Here is a 23,819-nt window from a genome sequence, read left to right on the forward strand (position 1 = left end):
TCGCAGACTACCCGGAGCTACTCCGCGGCCGCGGTGACGCTCACCGGCTCGGACGCGGCCGATGCGGCGGTGTCCGCACCGGAACGGCGACGGCGACGGCGACGACGCGGCGCGTCCGACTGACCGTCGGCGGCCGGGCCGGTGCTCGCTGCGCCGTCCTGCGCGCCGGCCGACGCGGTGGCGTCGGCGGTGGTCTGCGCGGCGGCGCCGGAGGACTTGCCCCCGCGGGTGCGGCGGCGAACCCGGTCGCGCTTGGGTGCGGCCTTCTCGCCGTTCTCGGACTCGGCGGACTCCTTCGCGGGCCGCTCGGTGCGGGCCTTGCGGATCGTGCCCTTCGCGTCCGTCGGGATGCCGAGGTCCTCGTAGAGGTGCGGCGAGCTCGAGTAGGTCTCGACCGGCTCCGCGATGCCGAGCTCGAGCGCCTTGTCGATCAGCTGCCAGCGCGGGATGTCGTCCCAGTCCACCAGCGTGATCGCGGTGCCGGTGCGGCCCGCGCGACCGGTGCGGCCGATGCGGTGCACGTAGGTCTTCTCGTCCTCGGGGCACTGGTAGTTGATGACGTGCGTGACGTCGTCGATGTCGATGCCGCGGGCCGCGACGTCGGTCGCGACGAGCACGTCCACCTTGCCGCTGCGGAAGCCGGCGAGGGCCTTCTCGCGGGCGATCTGGCCGAGGTCACCGTGCACGGCGCCGACCTTGAAGCCGCGCTCGTTCAGGTCGTCGGCGACCTTCTGCGCGGTGCGCTTGGTGCGGGTGAAGATCATCGTCGCGCCGCGGCCGTCGGCCTGCAGGACACGGGCCACCATCTCGGCCTTGTCCAGCGCGTGGGCGCGGTAGATGTGCTGGGTGGTGCGCTCGTGCACGGCGGACGAATCCGCCTCCTCGGCGCGGATGTGCGTCGGCTGCGTCAGGAACGTGCGGGCGAGCGTGATGATCGGGCCCGGCATGGTCGCGGAGAACAGCATGGTCTGGCGCTTGTCCGGCACCATGCCGAGGATGCGCTCGATGTCGGGCAGGAAGCCCAGGTCGAGCATCTCGTCGGCCTCGTCGAGGACCAGGACGCCGACCTTGCCCAGGATCAGGTGCCCCTGGTTGGCGAGGTCGAGCAGGCGGCCGGGGGTGCCGACGACGACGTCGACGCCCTTGCGGAGCGCGTCGATCTGCTGCTCGTAGGGGCGGCCGCCGTAGATGGACAGGACTTCGAGCTTCTTCTTGCCGGACTTCAGGAACTTCGACGCGTTCTCGAGGTCCTGCGTCACCTGGATGCACAGCTCGCGGGTCGGCACGATGACGAGGGCGCGCGGAGTGCCGTCGAGAGCGGCCGTGCCGGACTCCGGGGTGGACACGCGGTGGAGCAGCGGGATGCCGAAACCGAACGTCTTGCCCATGCCGGTGCGGGCCTGACCGATGAGGTCGTCGCCGGCGAGCGCGAGGGGGAGCGTGAGCTCCTGGATGGCGAAGGTGCGTTCGATACCGATTTCGGCGAGAGCCTTGACGATCTCGTCGCGGACGCCGAGTTCGGCGAAGGTGGGGGCGGTGTGCGTCTCGTCCAGCTGGGCGGACAGTGTGGTTTCGGTTGCGTCGTCTTCGTGGTCGATCGTGATCTTGCTCAGGGAACTGGCCTTCCTCGTATCGGCACGCACGCACGAGGTAAGGGGCCAGGCCGTAAGTCGGCCGATGTCGATGCCCTCTTGCGTCGGTGCCACCGGGCCTCCTCGGCCACAGCATCAGCACGGAGACCGGTGTCGGTCTCGGCGAGCTACGGTGGGCGCCGTCGATCAGGTGCGCGCACATTATCTTCGGGATTCCGTGTCGGATCCGCGTCCGAATCGCTCGAATCGCGTTCGAATTCCAGCTCGGTGCGTCCGTTCCGAAATCGTCAACCGTGAATGAATCTACGGTCTCCCGACGTAATTGTAGCGGTCGAACGGTTCCAACCTCGCACACCCATGGCGCAGATCACGATTCTGGCCGTGTCCGGTCGATCGAGACCGCCCGGCCGCGGATTAGGCTGTGGCTTCATGGGAGCCGATTCGCCAACGTCGTCCGTGCCGACCATCGCCGCCGATCACCCCGGTGTGGCAGAGCTGTTCGCGGTTCTCGCCTACGGTGAGATCTCCGCGTTCTACCGGTTGGCGGAGGACGCCCAGATGGCGCCCACGCTGCAGGGACGCGTCGCGTTCGCGAGCATGGCCGCGGCCGAGATGTCGCACTTCGAAACGCTGCAGAAGGCACTGACCGATCGTGGCGTGGAGATCTACTCCGCGATGGATCTGTTCGTGCGTGCCCTCGACGCCTACCATGCGTCCACCGACCCGTCGACGTGGCTCGAGTCCCTCGTCAAGGCCTACGTCGGCGACGGCATCGCCGCCGACTTCTATCGCGAGATCGCCCACTCCCTGGATCCCGCGGTCGGTGGGATCGTCCGCGAGGTGCTCGCCGAGGTCGGCCACTCCGAGTTCGTCGTCCAGGAAGTGCGTGCCGCCGTCACCGCGAGCAAGCAGGACAAGGACCGGCTGATGCTCTGGGGGCGTCGACTGCTCGGCGAGGCCATCACCCAGGCCCAGTTCGTGCTGGCGCAGCGGGAGGAACTCACCGACCTGGTGATGACCGCGACCGGGAGCCTCAACGGCGTCGCCGCGCTCTTCGACAACATGCAGGCCAAGCACGCCGAGCGCATGGCCGTTCTCGGTCTGGTCTGACCCGGGGTCGTGCTGTTCGCTCTCAGCACAGCGGTCGGACAAGCTGGCGGGCCGGATGCTGCATTAACCTGGCCGGGACAGCTGAAAGCGCTCGGAGAGTTCGGAGGTTGGCCGTGGAGGTCAAGATCGGTGTTACTGACAGCCCGCGTGAGCTCGTCGTCGTCAGCGCCCAGTCGCCCGACGAGGTGGAGTCGCTCGTGACGGACGCGCTCAGCGGCAAGGCGGACGGTGTTCTCTCGCTCGTCGACGAGAAGGGACGCAAGTTCCTCGTCCAGGCGAGCCGGATCACCTACGTGGAGCTCGGCCCGTCGGACGGCCGCAAGGTCGGTTTCACGAGCTAGAGCCGAGACGCCGAAAGGGCGCGCAGCCCGGGGTTCCCCTGGACTGCGCGCCCTTTCTCGTGTTCTCGGAGCGCTCGTCTTCTCAGAGCGTCGGGTGCCGGCCGGCTACTTGGTCTCGGCGTGCAGCGGCACGTGCGACAGGCCGCCCCACGCGAGCGCGACCGTCGTGTCGACGGCCTCATCCTTGGGGATGGGGCGCGCCGCCTCGAGCCAGTACCGGGCGGTGAACTGGCTGGTGCCGACGAGACCGACCGCCAGGATGCGGGCGCGGTACGGGTCGAGACCGGAGTCGTGCGCCACCAGGTCGAACACGGCGTCGACACACGCCTCGGTGGCCTGCTCGACGCGGCGTGCCACCTGCGGCTCGCCCATCAGGTCGGACTCGAAGACCAGGCGGAAGCCCTGGGAGTCGTTGTCGACGAAATCGAAGAACGCCTGGACTGCGGCACGCACTCGCTGCCGGTTGTCCGTCGTGGACCGCAGCGCCTGGCGTACACCCGAGATGAGACTGTCGACGTAGCTCTGCAGCACCGCGACGTACAGCTCGAGCTTGCCGGGGAAGTGCTGGTAGAGCACCGGCTTGCTCACTCCGGCGCACTCGGCGATCTCGTCCATGCCGGCGGCGTGGTAGCCACGGCTGACGAAGACCTCGCTGGCGGCCGCGAGCAACTGAAGTCGCCGCGCATCCCGGGGTAGGCGGGTGCTGCGGCGGGTGCCCTGACCGTTTGCGGTCGTGGCGGCGCGATCGGAGTGTGTCCGATCCGCGAGTTCAGTCATGTCGCTCCCAATCTGCACAAGAGCCCCGCTTCGTTCGGTGTCCGACCTCTCGCGAACGCCTCGGGGCAAGATAAATCATTTGCACGATACCCGGGCGGTTCTCGGCCGTATTCGTTGAACTGGCCGGTCCAGCCGAGGACATGTCCGCTGGACATGCTGCTGGACACGTCGCTGATACCAAGTATTCCAGCATCCCATCCCGAGCACCCGCGCGCGACGTGAGCGGGGCACATTTCCGGCGTGCCGGGTGAAGGCCGAACCGGACTGTGAGATTCTGGCGGGGTGACTGACCGAGGAGGACCGCGCCTGGGGGGCACAGTTCCCGAGATGTCCGACGACGACCCGTACGAAGCGCGCAACGGCGGCTTCGATCCGGGTCGGGTACCCGATCCGCACGAGCCGCTGCGAGCGTCGTGGGATCCCACACGTCGGAACATCGGTCGTCCTCGCGTACCGCGTCCCGACCGGGGCGCGAAGAAGCAGAGCCGCGTCGGCAAGTTCGTCTCGATGTACGGCTGGCGTGCCTACGCGATCCCGGTGCTGCTGATCGTGACGGTGCTGGTGGTCGTGGACGCGTTCCGCGGCATCGGCGACTCCGAGTCGGCCGCCCCGAAGGATCCGGGCTTCGGTGAACTCAGCCACTCCGACGGCACGGACGTCATCGGTGTCCCGCCGGTGGCGGACGGGAACTTTGCCAGCACCATCCCCTCGGGCGTGCTTCCGGACGGCGGGCCGTTCACCGAGAAGGGCGCCGGCACGTGGCACGTGGTTCCAGGCACGACCGGTCAGGTCGGTCAGGGCACCGATGGCGTGCTCACCTACACCATCGAGGTGGAGGACGGGGTCGACACCGCCGGGTTCGGTGGCGACGAGTCCTTCGGCCGGATGGTCGACCAGACCCTCGCCAATCCGAAGGGGTGGACGAAGGACCCCCGGTTCGCGTTCCGGCGGGTCGACCAGGGCGATCCCGCCGTGGCGAACGGCGGCGGTCCCAGCTTCCGGATCTCCCTCACGTCGCAGATGACGATCCGGGAGGCGTGCGGCTACGACATCCAGCTCGAGGTGTCCTGCTACAACCCCGGCATCGGCCGCGTCGTCCTGAACGAGCCCCGCTGGGTGCGCGGTGCGATCTCCTACCAGGGCGACATCGGTTCCTACCGGCAGTACCAGATCAACCACGAGGTCGGGCACGCGATCGGCTACCAGGCGCACCAGCCGTGTGAGAGCGACGGCGGTCTGGCGCCGGTGATGATGCAGCAGACCTTCGGGACCGCGAACAACGACATCGCCAAGCTCGACCCGGAGGGCGTCGTCCCGATGGACGGCAAGGTGTGCCGGTTCAATCCGTGGCCCTACCCGCGCGGCTGAGAAGGGGCAGACCGTGACCGCCGCGAGCCCCGTCGTCGCCCACATCGGTGACGCCGCCTGCTCCGGCTTCCTGTTCGACATGGACGGTGTCGTCACCGACACCGCGCGCGTTCACGAGCGCGCGTGGACGCGGCTGTTCGACGGGTTCCTCGCCGAGCGCGGCAAGGGTGAGGCACCGTTCACGTCCGACGACTACCTGCAGTACGTCGACGGCCGTCCGCGCGTCGACGGGGTGGCGTCGTTCCTGGCGTCCCGCTCGATCGAGATTCCGCACGGCGATCTGTCGGATCCGCCGACGGCGCACACCGTGTGCGGGCTCGCGGCCCGCAAGGACGCGATGTTCCTGCACGAACTCGACGAGCGCGGCGTCGAGGCGTTCCCGGGCACCGTGACGCTGATCCGGCGGTTGCGGGCCGAGCGCATCTCCGTCGCGCTGGTGACCGCGAGTCGCAACGCGGTGCGGGTGCTCGACGCGGCCGGGCTCACCGAACTGTTCGACGCCCGGGTGGACGGCATCGACGTCGACCGCTTGTCGCTCGCCGGCAAGCCCGAGCCGGACACATACCTCGAGGGCGCCCGGCGGCTGGGTCTGCCGGCGTCGGCGTGCGTCGTGCTCGAGGACGCGATCGCGGGCGTCGAGGCCGGTCGTCGCGGGGCGTTCGGGGTGGTCGTCGGTGTCGACCGGGCCCATCACGCGGACGCGCTTCGGGACGCGGGGGCCGACGTCGTGGTGTCGGACCTGAGTGACCTCGAGGTGCGATTCGGGACGGCATAGGCTGGACGCGAGCGTTGACCGGTCGATGTCAGGAGCGTGTGGTGCCCCCGAAGAGTCCGCTTCCGCCGTTGGTGGAGCCGACAGCTGAACTGAGTCGTGACGAGGTGGCGCGCTACAGCCGCCACCTGATCATCCCCGACGTGGGGACGACCGGTCAGCGGCGGTTGAAGAACGCCCGCGTCCTGGTGATCGGTGCCGGCGGCCTGGGCTCGCCGACGCTGATGTACCTGGCCGCCGCCGGGGTCGGCACGATCGGCATCGTCGACTTCGACGTGGTCGACGAGTCGAACCTGCAGCGGCAGGTGATCCACGGCACGGCCGACGTCGGGCGGTCCAAGGCGCAGAGCGCGCGCGAGTCCATCCGGGAGATCAACCCGCACGTCGAGGTGCGGCTGCACGAGTTCCGGCTCGACGCGTCGAATGCCGTCGAGCTGTTCGAGCAGTACGACCTGATCCTGGACGGCGCCGACAACTTCGCCACCCGCTACCTGGTGAACGACGCCGCCGCGCTGGCGCACCGGCCGTACGTGTGGGGGTCGATCTACCGGTTCCAGGGGCAGGTGTCGCTGTTCTGGGAGGACGCCCCCGACGGTCGAGGCATCACGCTGCGCGACCTGTACCCGGAGGCGCCGCCGCCCGGGACCGTGCCGTCGTGCGCGGAGGGCGGCGTCCTCGGTGTGCTGTGCGCGTCGGTCGGCTCGATCATGGCGACCGAGGCGATCAAGCTGATCACCGGCATCGGGGACTCGCTGCTGGGTCGGCTGATGATCTACGACGCCCTCGCCATGAACTACCGGACGGTGACGCTCAGCCGCGACCCCGACCGGCTGCCGATCACCGAACTGGTCGACTACGACGCCTTCTGCGGCGTGGAACCGGTCGCCGACACGGATCGCGACTCGACGATCACACCGCTCGAGCTGCGGGAGCTGATCGACGCGGGCGCCGACATCGCGATCGTCGACGTCCGCGAGCCGGTGGAGTGGGACATCGTGCACCTGCCCGGCGCCACGCTGATCCCGAAGGGGCGGATCCTGTCGGGGGAGGCGCTGGCCGAGCTGCCCCAGGACAAGCGCATCGTGCTGCACTGCAAGACGGGCATCCGCTCGGCGGAGGCGCTGGCCGCCGTCCGCAGGGCCGGGTTCGCCGACGCGGTGCACCTGCAGGGCGGCGTCATCGCGTGGGCGCACCAGATCGATCCGTCGCTTCCGGTCTACTGAGCGTGCCCTACGGAGCGCCTCACCGATCTTGGCGTCGGGCGGCGGTAGCCTGACGCCCGTGAGCTCTGCACAACCGCCCCAACACGTGTGTTCGACCTTCGGCCTCCGCGAGATCGAACCGGTGGCGCTGGGGTCGGACTGGGAGGGTGGCTGGCGACTCGGCGACGTCGTGCTGTCCCCGGTCGCGGATCATGCCCGCGCCGCCTGGTCCGCGAAGGTGCGCGAGACACTCGCCGTGGACGCGGTCCGCCTGGCCCGCCCGGTGCGTGCCACCGACGGCCGTTACGTCGTCTCGGGCTGGCGGGCCGACACGTTCCTCGTCGGCACCCCCGAACCGCGGCACGACGAGGTGGTGTCGTTGTCGCTTCGCCTGCACGCAGCGACCGCGCAGCTCGAGCGCCCCCGGTTCCTGGCGCAGCCGCCGGTCGCGCCGTGGGCCGACGTCGACATCTTCGTCGCCGCCGACCGGGCGGCGTGGGAGACGGTTCCGCTGCGGACGGCGCGAGCGGCCGGCGCCCTCGAGCACCTGGCCGAGGACGGTTCGCGGAGCGTCGAACTCATCGGCCAGCTCGCGACGCTGCGCAAGCCCGTGCGCTCACCCGATCAGCTGGTCCACGGCGACCTGTTCGGCACGGTCCTGTTCGCGGGCAGCACCGCACCCGGTGTCACCGACATCACGCCGTACTGGCGGCCCGCGGCCTGGGCGGCTGGTGTGGTCGTCGTCGACGCGCTGTCGTGGGGCGGCGCGGACGAAGGTCTGATCGGACGCTGGGAGGATCTGCCGGAGTGGCCGCAGATGCTGCTGCGCGCCCTGCTGTTCCGGCTCGCGGTGCACGCCCTGCACCCGCGGTCCACGCCCGAGGCACTGCCCGGACTGGTCCGGACCGCCGAGCTGGTGCGGTTGATTCTCTAGCCTGCGGGCTGCGTCAGAGCGTCGCCGCGTTCTGAAGGTGCGGAGAGGTTCTCCGTGAACTCGCGTACAGCGCTCTGGGTAGTGGCGTGATCCGGGTTGGCATCTTCCTGCCAGACCGCGGGATCGATGCCGGGTTCCCGATAGAACGGTTTTCACAGCAAAATCGTTCGGATTCAGGGAGCCAGGCGTGGATTTCACACCCAATGATGTGCAGCGGGAGATCGCGGACCTCACCGCGCAGGTGTTGGACAAAGAGCACGATCAGGTGCAGGTCGACCTGGATCCCCACATCGGATTCGATGCGCCGATCTGGGCGACGCTGGCCCAAGCCGGGCTCCTGTCGCTGGCCTTGCCGACCAGGTTGGGCGGTGACGCGCTCGGCATCGCCGAAATTTCGGCTGTGCTGCGACAGGTGGCGGTAAGCGGTGCGCGTCTGCCAGCGCTCGCCACGCTGGCGCTGGGTGTCCTCCCCTTGGCCGCCATGGGAACCGATGCCCAGCAGGAGGAGCTCCTGCCCGCGGTCGCCGCGGGAACGAGCCTGCTCACCGGCGCGCCGAATGAGCTCGGGAAGGCCCTCGTCGAGACGCCGGCCGCCACCGCCGTTCGAACCTCCGACGGATGGGAGCTGAACGGTCAGAAGGTGGCGGTACCCTACGCTGCGCAATCGACTCGAATCCTGGTACCGGCGAGGACAGCTGGCGGCGATGCGGTCTTCCTGGTCGATCCCGCCGGCTCGGGCGTGGAGCTGACTGCGACCCCTACCGCGACGGATCAGCCCGAGTACACGGTGACCCTGTCCGGCGCACGCGTGTCGGAATCGGAGGTGCTCGGTGGCGACTTCAGCGGCGCAGCGGTGGCCGCGCTCCGCTACTCCGCTCTGGCGGGTGCACTCGCTGTCGGCGACGGGGCATTGGCGGGTGCATTGGCGTTGACCACCGAGCACATCCGAAGCCGGCAGCAGTTCGGCAAGCCGCTGGCGGCATTCCAAGCGGTATCGCAGCAGATCGCCGACGTCTATATCGCCTCGCGCACGCTTCATCTCGCGGCCTGTTCCGGCGTGTGGGAGATGTCGACCGGGCGCGATGTGTCGCAGAGCTTGGAGCTGGCCGGGTACTGGCTGGCGACCGAAGCGATGTCGGCTGCGCGGACCTGCCATCACCTGCACGGCGGCATCGGCGCGGACATCACTTATCCGTTGCACCGGCACTATTCGACGATCAAGGACATGATCCGATTCCTGGGCGGTTCGGGTCGGCTGCTGGAGACTCTTGGCGTCGATCCGGCTGTAAGTGTCTCGGCCGTCGCCGGCGAGGGTAACTCGATCGCGCTGACGCCTTCGCAACTCGCCCTGCAGACCGAACTGCGCGGGTACTTCTCGCAGCTGATGACCAAGGCAGAGCGCGCGACCACACTGACTGATCGACACGGCCCGGTCTACCGTGATGTCGTGCGCCGCATGGGCGGAGCCGGCTGGCTCGGGGTCGGGTGGCCCACGGAATACGGCGGCCGAGGCTTCGGCGCGATCGAACAGCACATCTTCGTGAACGAGGCACACCGCGCCGACGTCCAGCTGCCGTCGGTCACCCTCCAGACAGTTGGGCCGACACTGCAGGACTTCGGCACGGAGGAACAGAAACAGTTCTTCCTGCCCAAGATCCTGTCCGGCGAAGTGCATTTCGCCATCGGGTATTCCGAGCCCGACAACGGCACCGATCTCGCATCTCTACGTACCACCGCGGTTCGCGATGGCGATCACTACGTTGTCAACGGCCAGAAGACATTCACCACGGGTGGACATGCCGCCGACTACATCTGGCTTGCGGTGCGCACCGATCCGGCCGCACCGAAGCACAAAGGCATCTCGATTCTCATCGTCGATACCCGCGATCCCGGGTTCAGCTGGACCCCGATCATCACCGCCGACGGTGCGCACCACGTGGACGCCACCTACTACTCGGATGTCCGGGTACCCGTGAACATGCTCGTGGGTGAGGAGAATAGTGGCTGGCAGCTGATCGTCACCCAGCTCAACCACGAGCGGGTCATGCTGGGCCCGGCCGGCCGCATCGGCGGCGTGCACGACCAGGTCCACGCCTGGGCGAAGCTCCATGACCTCCTCGACGCCCCTGACGTCCGCGCCGCCCTGATCGACGCTCGCGCGACCGAACGAATCAACGAACTACTCAACTGGCAGGTTGCGGCGGCCGAATCGAACGGACCGGTCGGCGCTGCTGACGCATCGGCTACGAAAGTCTTCGGCTCCGAGCGCATTCAGGGCCTCTACGATCGGATGGAGGAGGTCGTGGCCCGCCACGGCGACATGGCAGATCCCGCGACCGCGGCGCTGGCGAGCTGGCTGAACGTCCAGGCGAAACGCAATCTGGTCCTCACTTTCGGCGGCGGCGTCAACGAGATCCAACGCGAACTGATCGCCGTCAACGGTCTCGGACTGCCCCGCGTGCCCCGCTGACCCTCAGCACGGGTTTCTACTGGATCGCCGATGTCGTGAGCAGGCCGAGTTCCGCCGCGCGAGCTCCGACTTGGAATCTGGTGGTGACTCCAAGCCGGGCCATGAGATCGGCGACGTAACGGCGGTAGGTTCGTAGCGAAACGCCGAGTCGGTTGGCGGCCAGCTCATCCTTGAATCCGAGGTCGAGTGCGCGCAAGACCGCCAGTGCCCTGTCGTCGAACTCCGTTTGCGGCAATGTGAACTCCCTCGACAGCCGCGGTGCCGACTCCCAAAGAACCAGGGCGAATTGATGCAGCACCCGGAGCAGATCGGGATCGCTGATGACGAACCCATAGGGGCGTCGCTCACCCGTCCCGCCCCAAACTGCTGCGACCCGTCGATCAATGATGACCATGTTGTGGAAGTCGGCACGGGATACCCGGATCTGATCGTGCAGTTCGGGCTGTTGCCGCAACGATTCGTAATCGCGGGTCTCGGCATAGTGCTTCGTGTACAGCAGCCGTACTTCCCTACCTGTCGAGAGCAGGTCGGCGACCAGTCGCCGGCCTGGCTGGTACTGCGGCTGTATCCGGAGCGGGCTCGCCACCGCAAGCATGGCTTCACTACGAACACGTTGTAGTAGTTGCTGCAGATTGTGTTGCCACCCCTCACCGGGACGAAGTCGGACGACGTCTCCGGTCTCGCCGCGGACACTGTGGTGTTCGGCTATCGCGTGATCGAGCAGTCGGCGCGACTCGGAGAGCAGCCAACCCACATCCACAACACTGCGATTGGGGTGAATAGTTCCAATTTCCAAGTGCTGCTTACTCTCTGGATATTCAGCCATCTGAACGCCCCTTTCCGCCCACCCGAAACCAGATTCACCAGCCACTCGACTGGGTGTCAACCGAAGTGAGGCAGATCACTGATTCGCTTCAGTCTGCGTGGCAAGTTGCTGCCACGTGGATCGGCAGCTTCCGGCTATTCGGAAGCGGTCGCAAAGTGCAACATGTTCTATTTTCGGCAAAGCTCAGACTTTCGAATCGAAGGAACGCGATGCACATCGACTTCAGCGACGAGCAACAACAACTGCGCAAGCAGTTGCGCTCCTACTTCACCGATCTGATGACGCCTGAAACGCGCGAGGCGCTGATAGGGCCCGGTGGCGAATACGGCGATCCCGACGCCTACAAGGAGATAGTTCGCACCCTCGGCCGCGACGGCTGGTTGACCCTGGGCTGGCCCGAGGAATACGGCGGCCAGAACCGATCGACTGTGGACCAGTTGATCTTCAACGACGAAGCCGCCGCTGCGGGCGTGCCCTTCCCATTCCTCACCGTTGACACGGTCGGCCCGACCATCATGCGATTCGGCACCTCCGAGCAGAAGGCATTCTTCCTGCCCCGAATCGCCAAGGGCGAGTTGCACTTTTCCATCGGCTACTCCGAGCCCGACGCGGGGACCGATCTAGCGTCGCTCCGCACTCGAGCGGTGCGCGAGGACGATGAGTTCGTCATCAACGGCGAGAAGGCATGGACCAGCCTCATCGAATACGCCGACTACATCTGGCTGGCAGCCCGCACCGATCCCGCGGCGCCCAGGCACCGTGGCCTGTCCGTTCTCATCGTGCCCACCACGGCACCGGGATTCTCCTGGAGCAGGATTCACACCATGGCCGGTCCGGGCACCAGCGCCACGCTCTACAACGATGTGCGGGTGCCAGTCGCGAATGTGGTCGGCAAACTGAACGCGGGGTGGCCACTGATCACCAACCAGCTCAATCACGAACGAGTCGCGCTGACTTCCGCCGCCCCACTCCAGGAATCGCTACGCCAGGTCTGGAGCTGGGCCGAGACCACCACCCGTGCCGACGGCACTCGCGTTGTCGATTCCGAGTGGGCGCGAATGCACCTTGCTCGCGTGCACGCCCACGTCGAGTACCTGAAACTGCGCAACTGGCGCATTGCCTGGGCTGCGGATTCCGGTGAACTCCACCCCGCGGATGCTTCGGCGAGCAAGGTGTTCGGCACCGAATTGGCCACGGAGGCGTACCGGCTGCTCATGGAAGTGCTGGGTGCGTCATCGGTGGTCCGGCAAGACTCCGCCGGCGCACTGCTGCGCGGCCGAATCGAACGCCTGCACCGATCGTCGCTCATCTTGACCTTCGGTGGTGGCACCAACGAGGTCCAGCGCGACATCATCGCCAAGACCGCGCTCGGCCTGCCCGTCACCCGCTGAACCTATCTCGAGGACTTCTCATGGACTTCACCCAGACCGAGGCCCAGCGCGATCTCGCTGGACTGGCCCGCGCCGTGCTCACCGACTGGACCGCCAAGAATGAACCGGATGCAACAGGTTTCGACCGCAAGCTCTGGTCGGACCTCGCCCGCTCCGGGCTACTCGATGCCGCATTGCCTGCCGCGGTCGGCGGCGGCTTCGGCGTGCTCGAACAGTGCAGCGTGCTGATCGAGATCGGTCGCACCGTCGCGCCCGCACCGTACCTGACCAGCGTGGCGGTCGCCGCCACCACGATCGCGCAGTTCGGCGACGAGGAGCAGCGGACGCGGTGGGCTGCTCCGGTCGCGGCGGGCACCATCACCATCGCGGTGGCACTTTCCACGGAGGACGACCGATTCACCGCCGAGCGCACCGACGCAGGTTGGCATGTCAGTGGCTCGCACAGCGCCGTTCCCGCGGGCGCCTTCGCGGATGCGTTCCTGGTCGAGGCTGGCACCGTCGACGGGCCGCTGCTGCTGATGCTCGATCGCGCTACCCAGGGGCTGCGCATCACCCCGCAGCATGTCGTCGACGGCTTCGACGCCGCCCTGCTGGAACTGGACACGGTGGTCGGGAACCCTGTTGCTCTCGGCGCACCCGGCGACGGCTCAGCCGGGTGGGCACGTCGCCGCGCCACCATCGCTGCTTGCGCCTACCAACTCGGCATCGTGGAGCGTGGTCTGGAACTCACCAGCGAATACGCGGTCACCCGAAGACAATTCGACAAGCCGATCGGCGAGTTCCAGGCGGTCAGGCAACGTCTGGCCGATGCCTACCTCGACGTCGAGGCGGTACGGCTGAGCCTATGGCAGGCGGCCTGGCGCGAGTCCGAGGGTCTTCCGGCGGATGCCGAGGTCGCCACCGCGAAGTTCTGGGCCTCCGAGGCCGGCCACCGGGTGGCGCACACCATGGTCCATGTGCACGCCAGCATAGGCATTTTCCTGGAGTACCAGGTGCATCGCTATTTCACGGCCGCCAAGCGCACCGAGTTTCTCTTCGGCGCGGCCACCGAACAACTGCGGACGCTCGCTGACGCTCTCGCCGCGGACTCCACCCGGCGGCTGTAGCGAATGGTGTTACCCGGGAGCTGTAGCGGTTTGCTCAGCTCCGATTCGGCCCGCGCGACTGGCGTCTTCTGGGTCGGCAGTTCAATCCATGGTTCCGGAGCGGCCCTCGGTGGAGTGGTAGCCGGCGAGTAGCTCGTTGAAGAAGCACCGCGCCGCGCCGAGGGCGCGGTCGCTGTCGCCGTCGATGATGGCCTGCACGAGCGCGCGGTGCTCGTCGTGGAATCCGGCGCCGGTCGCGGAGGCGTGCTTGAAGACGGTCGCCTCGATCGCGGGGAGCAGGGAGTCGTAGAACTCCAGGTACACCTGGTTGTGGCTGGCGGCGACGATGCCGCGGTGCAGGGCGATGTCGGCGGCGATCGCGTCGCGCAGGTCCGCGGTTTCCCACGCCGTGAATCGCGCCTCCAGCAAGGCGGTCAGCTCGCGGATGTCGTCGGCGTCACGTCGCTGCGCGGCCAGTCCCGCCGCGGTGACGTCGAGCGACTGTCGCAACTCGAGGACGTCGCGTTCGTGCGCGCCGGCGAAGTACTTGCCGAGGGTGCCGCTCACCTCGGAGTCCGCGAGCACGAACGTCCCGGACCCCTGGCGCCGTTCGAGCAGCCCCGAGTGGACCAGCGCCTGCACCGCCTCGCGGACGGTGTTGCGCCCGGTCCCGGTGAGCTCGGCGAGTTCGGGCTCGGTGGGGATCCGGGAACCCACCGGCCACCGACCGGATCGGATCTCGTCGCGGAGTTGCTCGGTGACCTGGGCGATCAGGGTGCTGCGGCGGACGGGTTGCACGGTGCTCCTGAATTTGGGTGAGGGCTCTCGCACCTTAATGCGTTGCCTCTGTCATCCGGTCATCCTATGATTTCTCGGGTCGAGTGCAAGGTCCGTTCCGGATCGCACTTCCGACGGCACATCTCTCCCTGCTTTCGAGATCGAGGCACTACATGACCGCGACCGCGTCCGCGACAGTGACCACCCGGGGCCCGCAGCCCCTGCTGAAGGGGCGGCTCCTGGTATTCGCGGCCATCGCGATGTCGGCCCTGACGCTGCGGCTCGCGGTCACCTCGTTCTCCCCGCTGGCCTCGCAGATCAGCGACGACCTCGGGTTCTCGTCCACCGTCGTCGGTGTGTTCGGCATGGTGCCCACCGCGATGTTCGCGGTGTTCGGGCTCCTCACGCCCGTCATTGCGCGGCGTCTCGGGCTCGAGTGGACCGCGCTGCTCGCGATGCTCATGGCCGGCGTCGGCATGCTCACCCGCGCGATGGTCGGCGACACGTGGTCGCTGCTGGCGCTGTCGGCGCTCGCGCTCGGCGGCATGGGCATCGGCAACGTCGTCATCCCGCCGCTGGTCAAGCGCTACTTCAGTGACCGGCTGGCCCTGATGAGTTCGATCTACATCACGGGCGTGCAGATCGGCACGATCCTGCCGGCGACGGTCGCGGTGCCGCTCGCGGACGCCCTCGGCTGGCGGTTCTCGCTGGGCGTCTGGTCGTTGCTGGGGTTCGCGGCCGCCGCGCCCTGGCTCATGGTGCTGGCCCGCGGCCGCAAGTCCGGCGCCGCCCCCGACGCGGCGGCGGCCACCGAGACGCATGCGCCCGGGCGGCCGTGGCGTTCGCCGGTCGGCTGGGGCATGGCCGGCATGTTCGGCATGACGTCGCTCATCACGTACTCGATGTTCACGTGGATCCCGAAGATCCTCACCGAGGCCGGGGCGAGCGAGTCGTTCGGCGGCAGCATGGTGGCGCTGTTCTCGTTCATGGGTCTCATCGCGGCGTTCGCCGCGCCGAGCGTGTGCGCACGGATGCGCAATCCGTTCCCGATCGTCGTCGGCTGCGCCGTGGCCTACGCGATCGGCTTCACCGGTCTGCTGCTCGCGCCGATGTCCGCGCCGATCCTGTGGGTCGTCGTGATCGGTCTGGGGCCGAGCACCTTCCCGATGTCGTTGACCCTGATCAACCTCCGCACCCGCACGCACGCCGGGTCGGCGGCACTGTCGGGCTTCACGCAGGGCGTCGGCTACACCGTCGCGTGCATCGGCCCGCTGCTGTTCGGTGTGTTGCACGAGTCGACCGGCGGGTGGGGTGCCCCGTTCGCGCTGCTCGCCGTGGCGGTCGTCGTCGTCCTGATCTCCGCATGGGCGGCCTGCAAGCCGCGCATGCTCGAGGACAGCTGGGGCGCGAAGACCGTCTGACCTGCTCGTTCGTTGATCTCACCGCGCCGACTTCGGCGGGTGAGAGAGTGTTGACGGACGGGTCATCGGGCGCAGCACCGACGCAACACCGGCCTCCTACCTTGGGGTTTCCCACACAGGTAGGAGGCCCAGGTGACCACTCTCTCCGATCGGCCCACAGCACCGTCCGCCGACGCACGCGTGGTGCGCGGGCACCACATCGAGCACTGGGACGCCGAGGACGTCGACGCCTGGGAGGCGGGCGGCAAGGCGATCGCCCGCCGGAATCTCGTGTGGTCGGTGATCGCCGAACACGTCGGCTTCTCGATCTGGTCGATCTGGTCGGTGATGGTGCTGTTCATGCCGACCGACGTGTTCGGCATCGACGCGGCCGGCAAGTTCTTCCTCGTCGCGGTCCCGACCCTCGTCGGGTCGGTCCTGCGCATCCCGTACACGGTCGCGACGGCCCGGTTCGGTGGTCGTAACTGGACGGTCTTCAGCGCGCTCGTGCTGCTGGTCCCGACGCTGCTGACGCTGTGGTTCGTGATGCACCCGGGCACGTCGTACACGACGTTCCTGCTGGTCGCGGCCACGGCGGGCGTCGGCGGGGGCAACTTCGCGTCGTCGATGACGAACATCAACGCCTTCTACCCACAGCGGCTCAAGGGCTGGGCGCTGGGACTGAACGCGGGTGGCGGCAACATCGGTGTGCCCGTCATCCAGTTGGTCGGCCTGCTCGTCATCGCCACCGTCGGCAACACCGCCCCGTACCTGGTGTGCGCCGTCTACCTCGTGCTCATCGCGGTCGCGGCCGTCGGCGCCTCGCTGTTCATGGACAACCTCGGCAACCAGAAGGCCGACCTGCGCTCGATGCTCGAGGCGCTGCGGGTGCGGGAGTCGTGGATCGTCAGCTTCCTCTACGTCGGCACGTTCGGCTCGTTCATCGGCTTCAGCTTCGCGTTCGGGCAGGTCCTGCAGATCAACTTCCTGGCCGGCGGCGACACCCCGGCGCAGGCCGCGCTGCACGCCGCGCAGATCGCGTTCCTCGGACCGCTGCTCGGGTCGATCGCGCGTCCGCTCGGCGGACGACTGGCCGACCGGATCGGCGGCGGCCGGATCACCCTCTACACGTTCGCGGCGATGGTGTCGGCCGCCGCGGTCCTCGTCACCGCCGGCACCGTCGACGACGGCACCCCCGGCGCCGCGTCCGGTGCCACCATGACGGCGCTGGTGATCGGATTCGTCGCGCTGTTCGTGCTCTCCGGTCTTGGCAACGGCTCGGTGTACAAGATGATCCCGTCGATCTTCGAGGCCCGGTCCCGCACGCTCGATGGGTTGGACAAGGCGGGGCGGGCCGCGTGGTCGCGCAACATGTCCGGTGCGCTCATCGGGTTCGCGGGTGCGATCGGCGGCCTCGGCGGCGTGGGCATCAACCTGGTGTTGCGGGCGTCGTACAGCAGCCCGGCCAAGTCGGCGACGATGGCCTTCTGGGTGTTCCTCGGGTTCTACATGGTGTGCGCGATCGTCACCTGGTTCGTGTTCGTGCGCCGCACCTCCGCCGCGAAGGGGACTGCGGCACAGGCGATCGCGGTGGCATCGTGACGGCCGGCGCGACGGCGACCGGGGTGCACAGCCACTGCCCCTACTGCGGCCTGCAGTGCGCGATGACCCTCACACCCGGCGGCGCATCCGGGGTGAGTGTCACGGGACGCCAGTTCCCGACCAACCGCGGCGGGCTGTGCCAGAAGGGCTGGACGAGCGCCGAACTGCTGCGCCACCCCGACCGGCTCACGACCCCGCTGGTCCGAAAAGGCGGGCGACTGCGGTCGGCGTCGTGGGACGACGCCCTCGACAAGGTCGCCGACGGCTTCCGCGCGGCGCAGGCCGCCGGGGGACGGGACGCGGTCGCGATTTTCGGGGGCGGCGGACTCACCAACGAGAAGGCCTACATGCTCGGCAAGTTCGCGCGCGTCGCGCTCGGCACGTCGAACATCGACTACAACGGGCGGTTCTGCATGTCGTCGGCGGCCGCGGCCGGCACCCGCGCCTTCGGCCTCGACCGCGGGCTGCCGTTCCCGGTCTCGGATCTGACGTCCGCCAGGGCGATCCTGCTGGTCGGGGGCAATGTCGCCGAGACGATGCCGCCGCTCGTCGGGCACCTGACGGCCGCGGCCGATGCCGGCGGGCTGATCGTCGTCGACCCGCGCCGCACCGCGACCGCGGACCGGGCACTGGCCGGCGGCGGCCTGCACCTGCAGCTCGCGCCCGGCACGGATCTGCCGCTCGCGCTGGGGATGCTGCACCTCGCCGTCACCGAGGGACACCTCGACCGCGAATACATCGACGCCCGCACCACCGGTTTCGACGACGCGTGGCTCGCGGCCGCACAGTGGTGGCCCGAACGCACCGAACGCGTCACCGGTGTGCCCGTGGCGGCGCTGCGCCGGGCGGTGGAGATCCTGTCCCGCTCCCGCCGTGCCGACACCGGGGCCTACGTCCTCACCGCGCGCGGCACCGAGCAGCACGCGACCGGCACCGACACCGTCTCCGCGTGGATCGCGCTCGCGCTGGCGCTGGGCCTGCCGGGACGTCGGGGCAGCGGGTACGGCGCGATCACGGGTCAGGGCAACGGGCAGGGCGGGCGCGAGCAAGGGCAGAAGGCCGATCAGCTGCCCGGCTACCGCAAGATCACCGATCCGGCTGCGCGCAAACACGTCGCGCGGGTGTGGGGGATCGATCCGGACGAGCTGCCCGGTCCGGGACGCAGCGCGTACGAGCTGCTCGACGCGCTCGGCCGCCCCGACGGCCCCCGCGCGCTGATGGTGCACGGCGCCAACCCCGCGGTGTCGGCCCCGCGGGCCGGGCACGTCGTCGACCGGCTGCGCTCGCTGGATCTGCTGGTGGTGTGCGACTTCCTGCTGTCGGAGACCGCGGCGATGGCGGACGTGGTGTTGCCGGTGCTGCAGTGGGCCGAGGAGGAGGGCACCGTGACGAGCCTCGAGGGGCGCGTGCTGCGCAGGCGGCGGGGCGCCGAACGACCCGAGGGGGTTCGCGGCGAGCTGGAGGTGTTGCGGGAGTTGGCCGTTCGTCTGGGCCAGCCCGCCGGACGTTTCCCGGCGGAACCGGAGGTGGTGTTCGACGAACTGCGCCGAGCATCCGCGGGCGGCGTCGCCGACTACGCCGGCATCACCTACGGCCGGCTGGATGCGGGGGCGGCGCTGCACTGGCCCTGCCCCGACGTCGAGCATCCCGGCACGCCGCGGCTGTTCCTGGACAGGTTCGCGACCGACGACGGGCGCGCCCGGTTCACGGCCGTCGAGCACCGCGGCCCCAGCGAGCGACCCGACGCCGACTTCCCGCTGGTCGCCACCACCGGACGCGTTCTGGCGCACTACCAGTCGGGTGCGCAGACCCGAAGGGTGTCCGAACTCGCGGCCGCGGCCGGACCGATGTTCGTCCAGGTGCATCCGGACACGGCGACGCGGGCGGGGGTGCGCGACGGCGACGCCGCGCTGGTGGTGGGGCGGCGCGGCCGGGTCGAGGTCGCGGTGCGGTGCGACGAGTCGATGCGGCTCGACACGGTGTTCCTGCCGTTCCACTTCGCCGGTGACGCCCGCGCGAACCTGCTGACCAATCCGGCCCTCGACCCGACGAGCCGGATGCCCGAGTTCAAGGTGTGCGCGGTCCGGCTCGAGTCACAGGTGGCGCCATGACCCGCGTGGTGATCGTCGGCAACGGGATGGCCGGCGCGCGGCTGGCGGAGGAGCTGCGGCGCCGCGAGCGGGATCCGGCGCTGCTCGACGTCGTGGTGTTCGGCGCGGAGCCGCGCGCCGCGTACAACCGGATCCTGCTGTCGAACGTGTTGGCGGGCAGCATCACCGCACGTGACACCCGGCTGCGGCCCGACGACTGGTGGGCCCGCAACCACGTCGACGTCCGCGTCGGGGTGCGGGTGACCGGGATCGACACGGCGACGCGAACCGTGCGCGGCGGCGACGGCACCGCCCTCGGCTACGACGAACTCGTACTGGCGACCGGCAGCATCCCGTTCGTGCCGCGAATCGACGGCATGACCGCCGACGACGAGCGTGTCGTCGCGTTCCGCACGGCGCTGGACTGTGAGCGCATCGCCGCCGCGGCCCGGCCCGGGTGCCGCGCGGTGGTCCTCGGCGGCGGACTGCTGGGGCTCGAGGCGGCCCGCGGGCTGCTGCTGCGCGGCGCCGACGTCACCGTGGTGCACCCCAAGGCGGTGCCGATGGAGCGGCAACTGGACGACGGGGGTGGCCGGGTTCTCACCCGGGTGCTGGTCGGGTTGGGTGTGCAGGTGCTGCTCGAGCGTCGCGTGGTTGCGTTGCGCCGGGGCGGCACCGGCAGGACGCTCGTCCTCGACGACGGATCCGAGCTGCCCGCCGACCTGGTGGTGCTCACTGCCGGCATCCGGCCCGCCACCGAACTGGCGCAGGCGGCGGGGATCACCGTGGAGCACGGCGTCGTCGTCGACGACGCGCTCGCCACCGGTGCCCCGCACGTGTGGGCGATCGGGGAGTGCGCGCAGCACCGGGGCGAGGTGTACGGGTTGGTGCAGCCGGGCTGGGAACAGGCTGCGGTGGTGGCCGACCGGATCACCGGGGCCGACCCGGACGCCGAGTACCACGGCACCCCGCCGGTGACCCGGCTCAAGGCCCACGACATCGACCTCGCGTCGATGGGCGACGTGAGCGCCGACCTGCACGGCGCCGACCCGCACGACGACCGCGATGTGCTGGTCGTCGCGGACCCGGCCCGCGGCCGCTACGCCAAGTTGGTCGTGGCGGGCGACCGGATCGTCGGCGCGGTGCTGCTCGGCTCGCCCGACGTGGTCGGCACGATCACCCAGCTGTTCGACGCGGAACTGCCTGTGCCGCAGGACCGCATGGCGCTGCTGACCGGACGCGGCGGCCCGACGGTGGAGTCGGTCAGTCCCGCGGGCATGCCGGGCGGAGCGGTGATCTGCCGCTGCAACTCGGTCACCAAGTCGAACCTGACGAGTGCGTGGCGTGCGGGGGCGCGGTCGGTGACCGCGCTCGCCACCGCGACCCGCGCGACGACGGGCTGTGGGGGCTGCAGTTCGGCGGTGGAGGGCATATGCGAGTGGCTGCGGACGGCCGATCCCCAGCACGAGAGCGACGAGGACAACACACAACCGGCGCGGAAGGAAGGTGCGGCATGAGCGGACGGACCGCGATCGTGATCGGACACGGAATGGTGGGGCACCGGTTCGTCGAGGCGCTGCGGGCGCGCGACGACGCCGACACCTGGACGGTGACGGTGCTGTGCGAGGAGGAGGTCCCCGCGTACGACCGGGTGGCGTTGTCGTCGTACGTCGGCACGTGGGACGTGAAGGAACTCGCCTTGGCGGGCAACGACTTCGACGGCGACACCGCCGTGGACCTGCGGGTGGGGGTGCGGGCCGAGTCGATCGACCGGGTCGCGCGCACCGTGACGACGTCGAAGGGGGAGACGCTGCACTACGACGCGCTCGTCCTCGCGACCGGGTCGTACCCGTTCGTGCCGCCGGTGCCCGGACACGAGCACGACCTGTGCTTCGTCTACCGCACGCCGTCCGATCTGGACGGGATCCGGGCGCGGGCCGAGGAGGTCGGACCGGGTGCGGCCGGCGTCGTGGTCGGTGGCGGTCTGCTCGGGCTCGAGGCGGCGAACGCGTTGCGCCGGCTCGGGTTGGCGCCGCACGTGGTGGAGCACAATGCCCGCCTCATGCCGCTGCAGATCGACGAGGGCGGCGGTGCGGTGCTCACGCGGTTGGTCACCGACCTCGGGCTCACCGTCCACACCGGAACGGGAATCGCGTCGATCGGCGACGGGCCCGCGGGGGTGCGGGTCGAACTGGCCGACGGCTCGGTGATCGACGCGGCGCTGCTGGTGTTCTCCGCCGGCGTCCGTCCGCAGGACCGGCTCGCCCGCGACGCCGGTCTCGACATCGCCGAGCGCGGTGGAATCCTCACCGACATCGGTTGTGTCACATCGGATCCCGCGATCTACGCGGTCGGCGAGTGTGCCGCGGTGGAGGGGTGCTGCTACGGGCTGGTCGCCCCCGGATACGCGACCGCCGAGGTGGTGGCGGACCGCATCCTCGGCGGGGACGCGGTGTTCCCCGGCGCGGACCTGTCCACCAAACTCAAGCTCCTCGGAGTCGATGTCGCGAGCTTCGGCGATGTACACGCGGCTACGCCGGGCGCGCTCGAGGTGGTGCTCAGCGACGCCGCGAAGGGCACCTACGCCAAGCTCGTCGTCTCCGACGACGCCAGGACCCTGCTCGGCGGCATCCTCGTCGGCGACGCGACGGCCTACGGGTCGCTGCGCCCGCTCGTGGGGCGCGAACTGCCCGGCGATCCCGCGGCGCTCATCTCGCCGGCGGGTGAGAAGCCCGGCGCGGGAGCGCTTCCCGACGACGCCCAGGTGTGCTCGTGCAACGCCGTCACCAAGGGGGAGATCTGCGCCGCGATCGCGGACGGCGCGTGCGACATCGCCGCGGTCAAGGCGTGCACCAACGCCGGCACCACCTGCGGCGGCTGCCTGCCCACCGTCAAGTCGCTGCTCGCGTCGTCGGGGGTGGAGCTGTCGAAGGCGCTCTGCGAGCACTTCACCCAGTCCCGTGCCGAGCTGTTCGAGATCGTCCGCGCCACCGGCACCCGGACGTTCTCGGGACTGATCGCGCAGTACGGCACCGGGACCGGCTGCGACATCTGCAAGCCCGTCGTCGCGTCCATTCTCGCGTCGACGTCGTCGGGCCACGTTCTCGACGGCGAGCAGGCGTCGCTGCAGGACACCAACGACCACTTCCTCGCCAACATCCAACGCAACGGCACGTACTCGGTGGTGCCGCGGATGCCCGGCGGCGAGTGCAGCCCCGAGCAGCTCATCACGATCGGTGAGATCGCCCGCGACTATGGGCTCTACCTCAAGGTGACCGGCGGGCAGCGGATCGACCTGTTCGGGGCGCGGGTCGAGCAACTGCCCGAGATCTGGCGGCGTCTGGTCGACGTCGGTATGGAGTCCGGCCAGGCGTACGGCAAGTCGCTGCGCACCGTCAAGAGTTGCGTCGGGTCCACGTGGTGCCGCTACGGCGTCCAGGACTCGGTGGGCATGGCGGTGCGGCTCGAGACCCGCTATCGCGGCCTGCGGGCCCCACACAAGATCAAGTTCGGGGTGTCGGGGTGTGCGCGCGAGTGCGCCGAGGCCCGCGGCAAGGACGTCGGCGCCATCGCGACGGAGACCGGCTGGAACCTGTACGTCGGCGGTAACGGCGGCCAGTCCCCGCGGCACGCGCAGCTGCTCGCGGGCGGCCTCGACGACGAGACGCTCGTCCGCTACATCGACCGCTACCTGATGTTCTACGTCCGCACCGCGGACCGCTTGCAGCGCACCGCGCCATGGATCGAGTCCCTCGACGGCGGTCTCGAGCACCTGGCGGCCGTGGTGTGCGACGACAGCCTCGGCATCGCCGACGACCTCGAGGCGGCGATGGCGCGGCACGTCGACGGCTACCGCGACGAGTGGGCGGGGGTACTCGCCGATTCGGACAAGTTGTCGCGGTTCGTGTCGTTCGTCAATGCCCCCGACGAGCCGGACCCGACGGTCGCTTTCGACGAGTCCGGACCGCGCAAGGTGCCCGTCCTGATGGGCATTCCGGACGTTCCGGGCCGCCGACCGGAAAGCTCCTCGAGCCGGTAATCGCGGAGTAACGCCGCGGAAACAACCCGACTTTTCAATGAAT

Annotated in this window: 18 protein-coding genes and 1 pseudogene; 15 read left to right on the forward strand and 4 right to left on the reverse strand. The window is 69.2% G+C overall.

Features of this window, described 5'->3' with window-relative positions; all coding sequences use genetic code 11:
- Nucleotides 1-17 precede the first annotated feature (17 nt).
- Nucleotides 18-1,643, reverse strand: coding sequence for a DEAD/DEAH box helicase (locus tag ABI214_RS21720; protein ID WP_348611878.1), 1,626 nt, complete (start codon nt 1,641-1,643; stop codon nt 18-20).
- Between the two features lie 378 nt (nt 1,644-2,021).
- Here ABI214_RS21720 and ABI214_RS21725 point away from each other — a divergent pair, with 378 nt between their 5' ends.
- The gene (locus tag ABI214_RS21725; RefSeq protein ID WP_348604529.1) at nt 2,022-2,702 is read left to right on the forward strand and encodes a ferritin-like fold-containing protein; all 681 of its coding nucleotides are present in this window, start codon (nt 2,022-2,024) and stop codon (nt 2,700-2,702) included.
- A gap of 113 nt (nt 2,703-2,815) precedes the next feature.
- On the forward strand, nt 2,816-3,043 hold the full coding sequence (locus ABI214_RS21730) for a DUF3107 domain-containing protein (RefSeq protein ID WP_348604530.1): 228 nt from the start codon (nt 2,816-2,818) through the stop codon (nt 3,041-3,043).
- Between the two features lie 105 nt (nt 3,044-3,148).
- Here ABI214_RS21730 and ABI214_RS21735 read toward each other — a convergent pair whose 3' ends face one another.
- Entirely contained in the window at nt 3,149-3,820 is a 672-nt protein-coding gene (locus tag ABI214_RS21735; RefSeq protein WP_348604531.1) for a TetR/AcrR family transcriptional regulator, read from the reverse strand.
- A 327-nt stretch (nt 3,821-4,147) separates the two neighbouring features.
- Here ABI214_RS21735 and ABI214_RS21740 point away from each other — a divergent pair, with 327 nt between their 5' ends.
- From ABI214_RS21740 to ABI214_RS21765, 6 genes and pseudogenes are all read left to right on the forward strand, one after another.
- Nucleotides 4,148-5,188, forward strand: coding sequence for a DUF3152 domain-containing protein (locus tag ABI214_RS21740; RefSeq protein ID WP_408586267.1), 1,041 nt, complete (start codon nt 4,148-4,150; stop codon nt 5,186-5,188).
- A 13-nt stretch (nt 5,189-5,201) separates the two neighbouring features.
- On the forward strand, nt 5,202-5,963 hold the full coding sequence (locus ABI214_RS21745) for an HAD family hydrolase (RefSeq protein WP_348604533.1): 762 nt from the start codon (nt 5,202-5,204) through the stop codon (nt 5,961-5,963).
- A gap of 41 nt (nt 5,964-6,004) precedes the next feature.
- The gene (gene moeZ / locus ABI214_RS21750; RefSeq protein ID WP_348604534.1) at nt 6,005-7,183 is read left to right on the forward strand and encodes an adenylyltransferase/sulfurtransferase MoeZ; all 1,179 of its coding nucleotides are present in this window, start codon (nt 6,005-6,007) and stop codon (nt 7,181-7,183) included.
- Between the two features lie 58 nt (nt 7,184-7,241).
- A complete protein-coding gene (locus ABI214_RS21755; protein ID WP_348604535.1) occupies nt 7,242-8,096 on the forward strand; it encodes a TIGR02569 family protein in 855 nt (284 codons plus the stop codon).
- Between the two features lie 208 nt (nt 8,097-8,304).
- Nucleotides 8,305-9,330: pseudogene (locus tag ABI214_RS21760) on the forward strand (acyl-CoA dehydrogenase family protein); the annotation flags it as partial.
- A gap of 87 nt (nt 9,331-9,417) precedes the next feature.
- Nucleotides 9,418-10,566, forward strand: a complete 1,149-nt coding sequence (locus ABI214_RS21765; RefSeq protein ID WP_348611881.1) for an acyl-CoA dehydrogenase family protein — start codon at nt 9,418-9,420, stop codon at nt 10,564-10,566.
- Between the two features lie 16 nt (nt 10,567-10,582).
- Here ABI214_RS21765 and ABI214_RS21770 read toward each other — a convergent pair whose 3' ends face one another.
- Entirely contained in the window at nt 10,583-11,392 is an 810-nt protein-coding gene (locus tag ABI214_RS21770; RefSeq protein ID WP_348604536.1) for a hypothetical protein, read from the reverse strand.
- A gap of 209 nt (nt 11,393-11,601) precedes the next feature.
- Here ABI214_RS21770 and ABI214_RS21775 point away from each other — a divergent pair, with 209 nt between their 5' ends.
- Together ABI214_RS21775 and ABI214_RS21780 are read left to right on the forward strand one after the other, a co-directional pair.
- Nucleotides 11,602-12,783: an acyl-CoA dehydrogenase family protein gene (locus tag ABI214_RS21775; protein WP_348604538.1), complete on the forward strand. Its 1,182-nt coding sequence runs from the start codon at nt 11,602-11,604 to the stop codon at nt 12,781-12,783.
- A 20-nt stretch (nt 12,784-12,803) separates the two neighbouring features.
- The gene (locus ABI214_RS21780) at nt 12,804-13,889 is read left to right on the forward strand and encodes an acyl-CoA dehydrogenase family protein (RefSeq protein WP_348604539.1); all 1,086 of its coding nucleotides are present in this window, start codon (nt 12,804-12,806) and stop codon (nt 13,887-13,889) included.
- A gap of 81 nt (nt 13,890-13,970) precedes the next feature.
- Here ABI214_RS21780 and ABI214_RS21785 read toward each other — a convergent pair whose 3' ends face one another.
- On the reverse strand, nt 13,971-14,666 hold the full coding sequence (locus ABI214_RS21785; RefSeq protein WP_348604541.1) for a FadR/GntR family transcriptional regulator: 696 nt from the start codon (nt 14,664-14,666) through the stop codon (nt 13,971-13,973).
- 152 nt (nt 14,667-14,818) lie between these two features.
- Here ABI214_RS21785 and ABI214_RS21790 point away from each other — a divergent pair, with 152 nt between their 5' ends.
- The 5 genes from ABI214_RS21790 (at nt 14,819) to nirB (ending at nt 23,776) form a co-directional block, all read left to right on the forward strand.
- Nucleotides 14,819-16,066 carry a CynX/NimT family MFS transporter gene (locus ABI214_RS21790; RefSeq protein WP_348604543.1) on the forward strand — a complete coding sequence of 416 codons (1,248 nt, stop codon included), beginning with the start codon at nt 14,819-14,821 and terminating at the stop codon, nt 16,064-16,066.
- Nucleotides 16,067-16,249: 183 nt separating this feature from the next.
- Nucleotides 16,250-17,647, forward strand: a complete 1,398-nt coding sequence (locus ABI214_RS21795; RefSeq protein ID WP_348611884.1) for a nitrate/nitrite transporter — start codon at nt 16,250-16,252, stop codon at nt 17,645-17,647.
- A complete protein-coding gene (locus ABI214_RS21800) occupies nt 17,644-19,758 on the forward strand; it encodes a molybdopterin oxidoreductase family protein (protein ID WP_348604545.1) in 2,115 nt (704 codons plus the stop codon). The genes ABI214_RS21795 and ABI214_RS21800 overlap by 4 nt, the downstream gene beginning before the upstream one ends.
- Nucleotides 19,755-21,254, forward strand: coding sequence for an FAD-dependent oxidoreductase (locus tag ABI214_RS21805; RefSeq protein WP_348604546.1), 1,500 nt, complete (start codon nt 19,755-19,757; stop codon nt 21,252-21,254). Before ABI214_RS21800 ends, ABI214_RS21805 begins: the two co-directional genes overlap by 4 nt.
- Nucleotides 21,251-23,776 carry a nitrite reductase large subunit NirB gene (nirB, locus tag ABI214_RS21810; RefSeq protein WP_348604547.1) on the forward strand — a complete coding sequence of 842 codons (2,526 nt, stop codon included), beginning with the start codon at nt 21,251-21,253 and terminating at the stop codon, nt 23,774-23,776. Before ABI214_RS21805 ends, nirB begins: the two co-directional genes overlap by 4 nt.
- Nucleotides 23,777-23,819 lie beyond the last annotated feature (43 nt).

The organism is Prescottella soli (assembly GCF_040024445.1).
In the GTDB taxonomy this organism is placed as follows: domain Bacteria; phylum Actinomycetota; class Actinomycetes; order Mycobacteriales; family Mycobacteriaceae; genus Prescottella; species Prescottella soli.

Coding starts and splice junctions, on each gene's coding strand:
- ABI214_RS21725 (WP_348604529.1), top strand. CDS start 2,022: ATGGGAGCCGATTCGCCAACGTCGTCCGTGCCGACCATCGCCGCCGAT.
- ABI214_RS21735 (WP_348604531.1), bottom strand. CDS start 3,820: ATGACTGAACTCGCGGATCGGACACACTCCGATCGCGCCGCCACGACC.
- ABI214_RS21740 (WP_408586267.1), top strand. CDS start 4,148: ATGTCCGACGACGACCCGTACGAAGCGCGCAACGGCGGCTTCGATCCG.
- ABI214_RS21770 (WP_348604536.1), bottom strand. CDS start 11,392: ATGGCTGAATATCCAGAGAGTAAGCAGCACTTGGAAATTGGAACTATT.
- ABI214_RS21775 (WP_348604538.1), top strand. CDS start 11,602: ATGCACATCGACTTCAGCGACGAGCAACAACAACTGCGCAAGCAGTTG.
- ABI214_RS21780 (WP_348604539.1), top strand. CDS start 12,804: ATGGACTTCACCCAGACCGAGGCCCAGCGCGATCTCGCTGGACTGGCC.
- ABI214_RS21790 (WP_348604543.1), top strand. CDS start 14,819: ATGACCGCGACCGCGTCCGCGACAGTGACCACCCGGGGCCCGCAGCCC.
- ABI214_RS21805 (WP_348604546.1), top strand. CDS start 19,755: ATGACCCGCGTGGTGATCGTCGGCAACGGGATGGCCGGCGCGCGGCTG.
- nirB (WP_348604547.1), top strand. CDS start 21,251: ATGAGCGGACGGACCGCGATCGTGATCGGACACGGAATGGTGGGGCAC.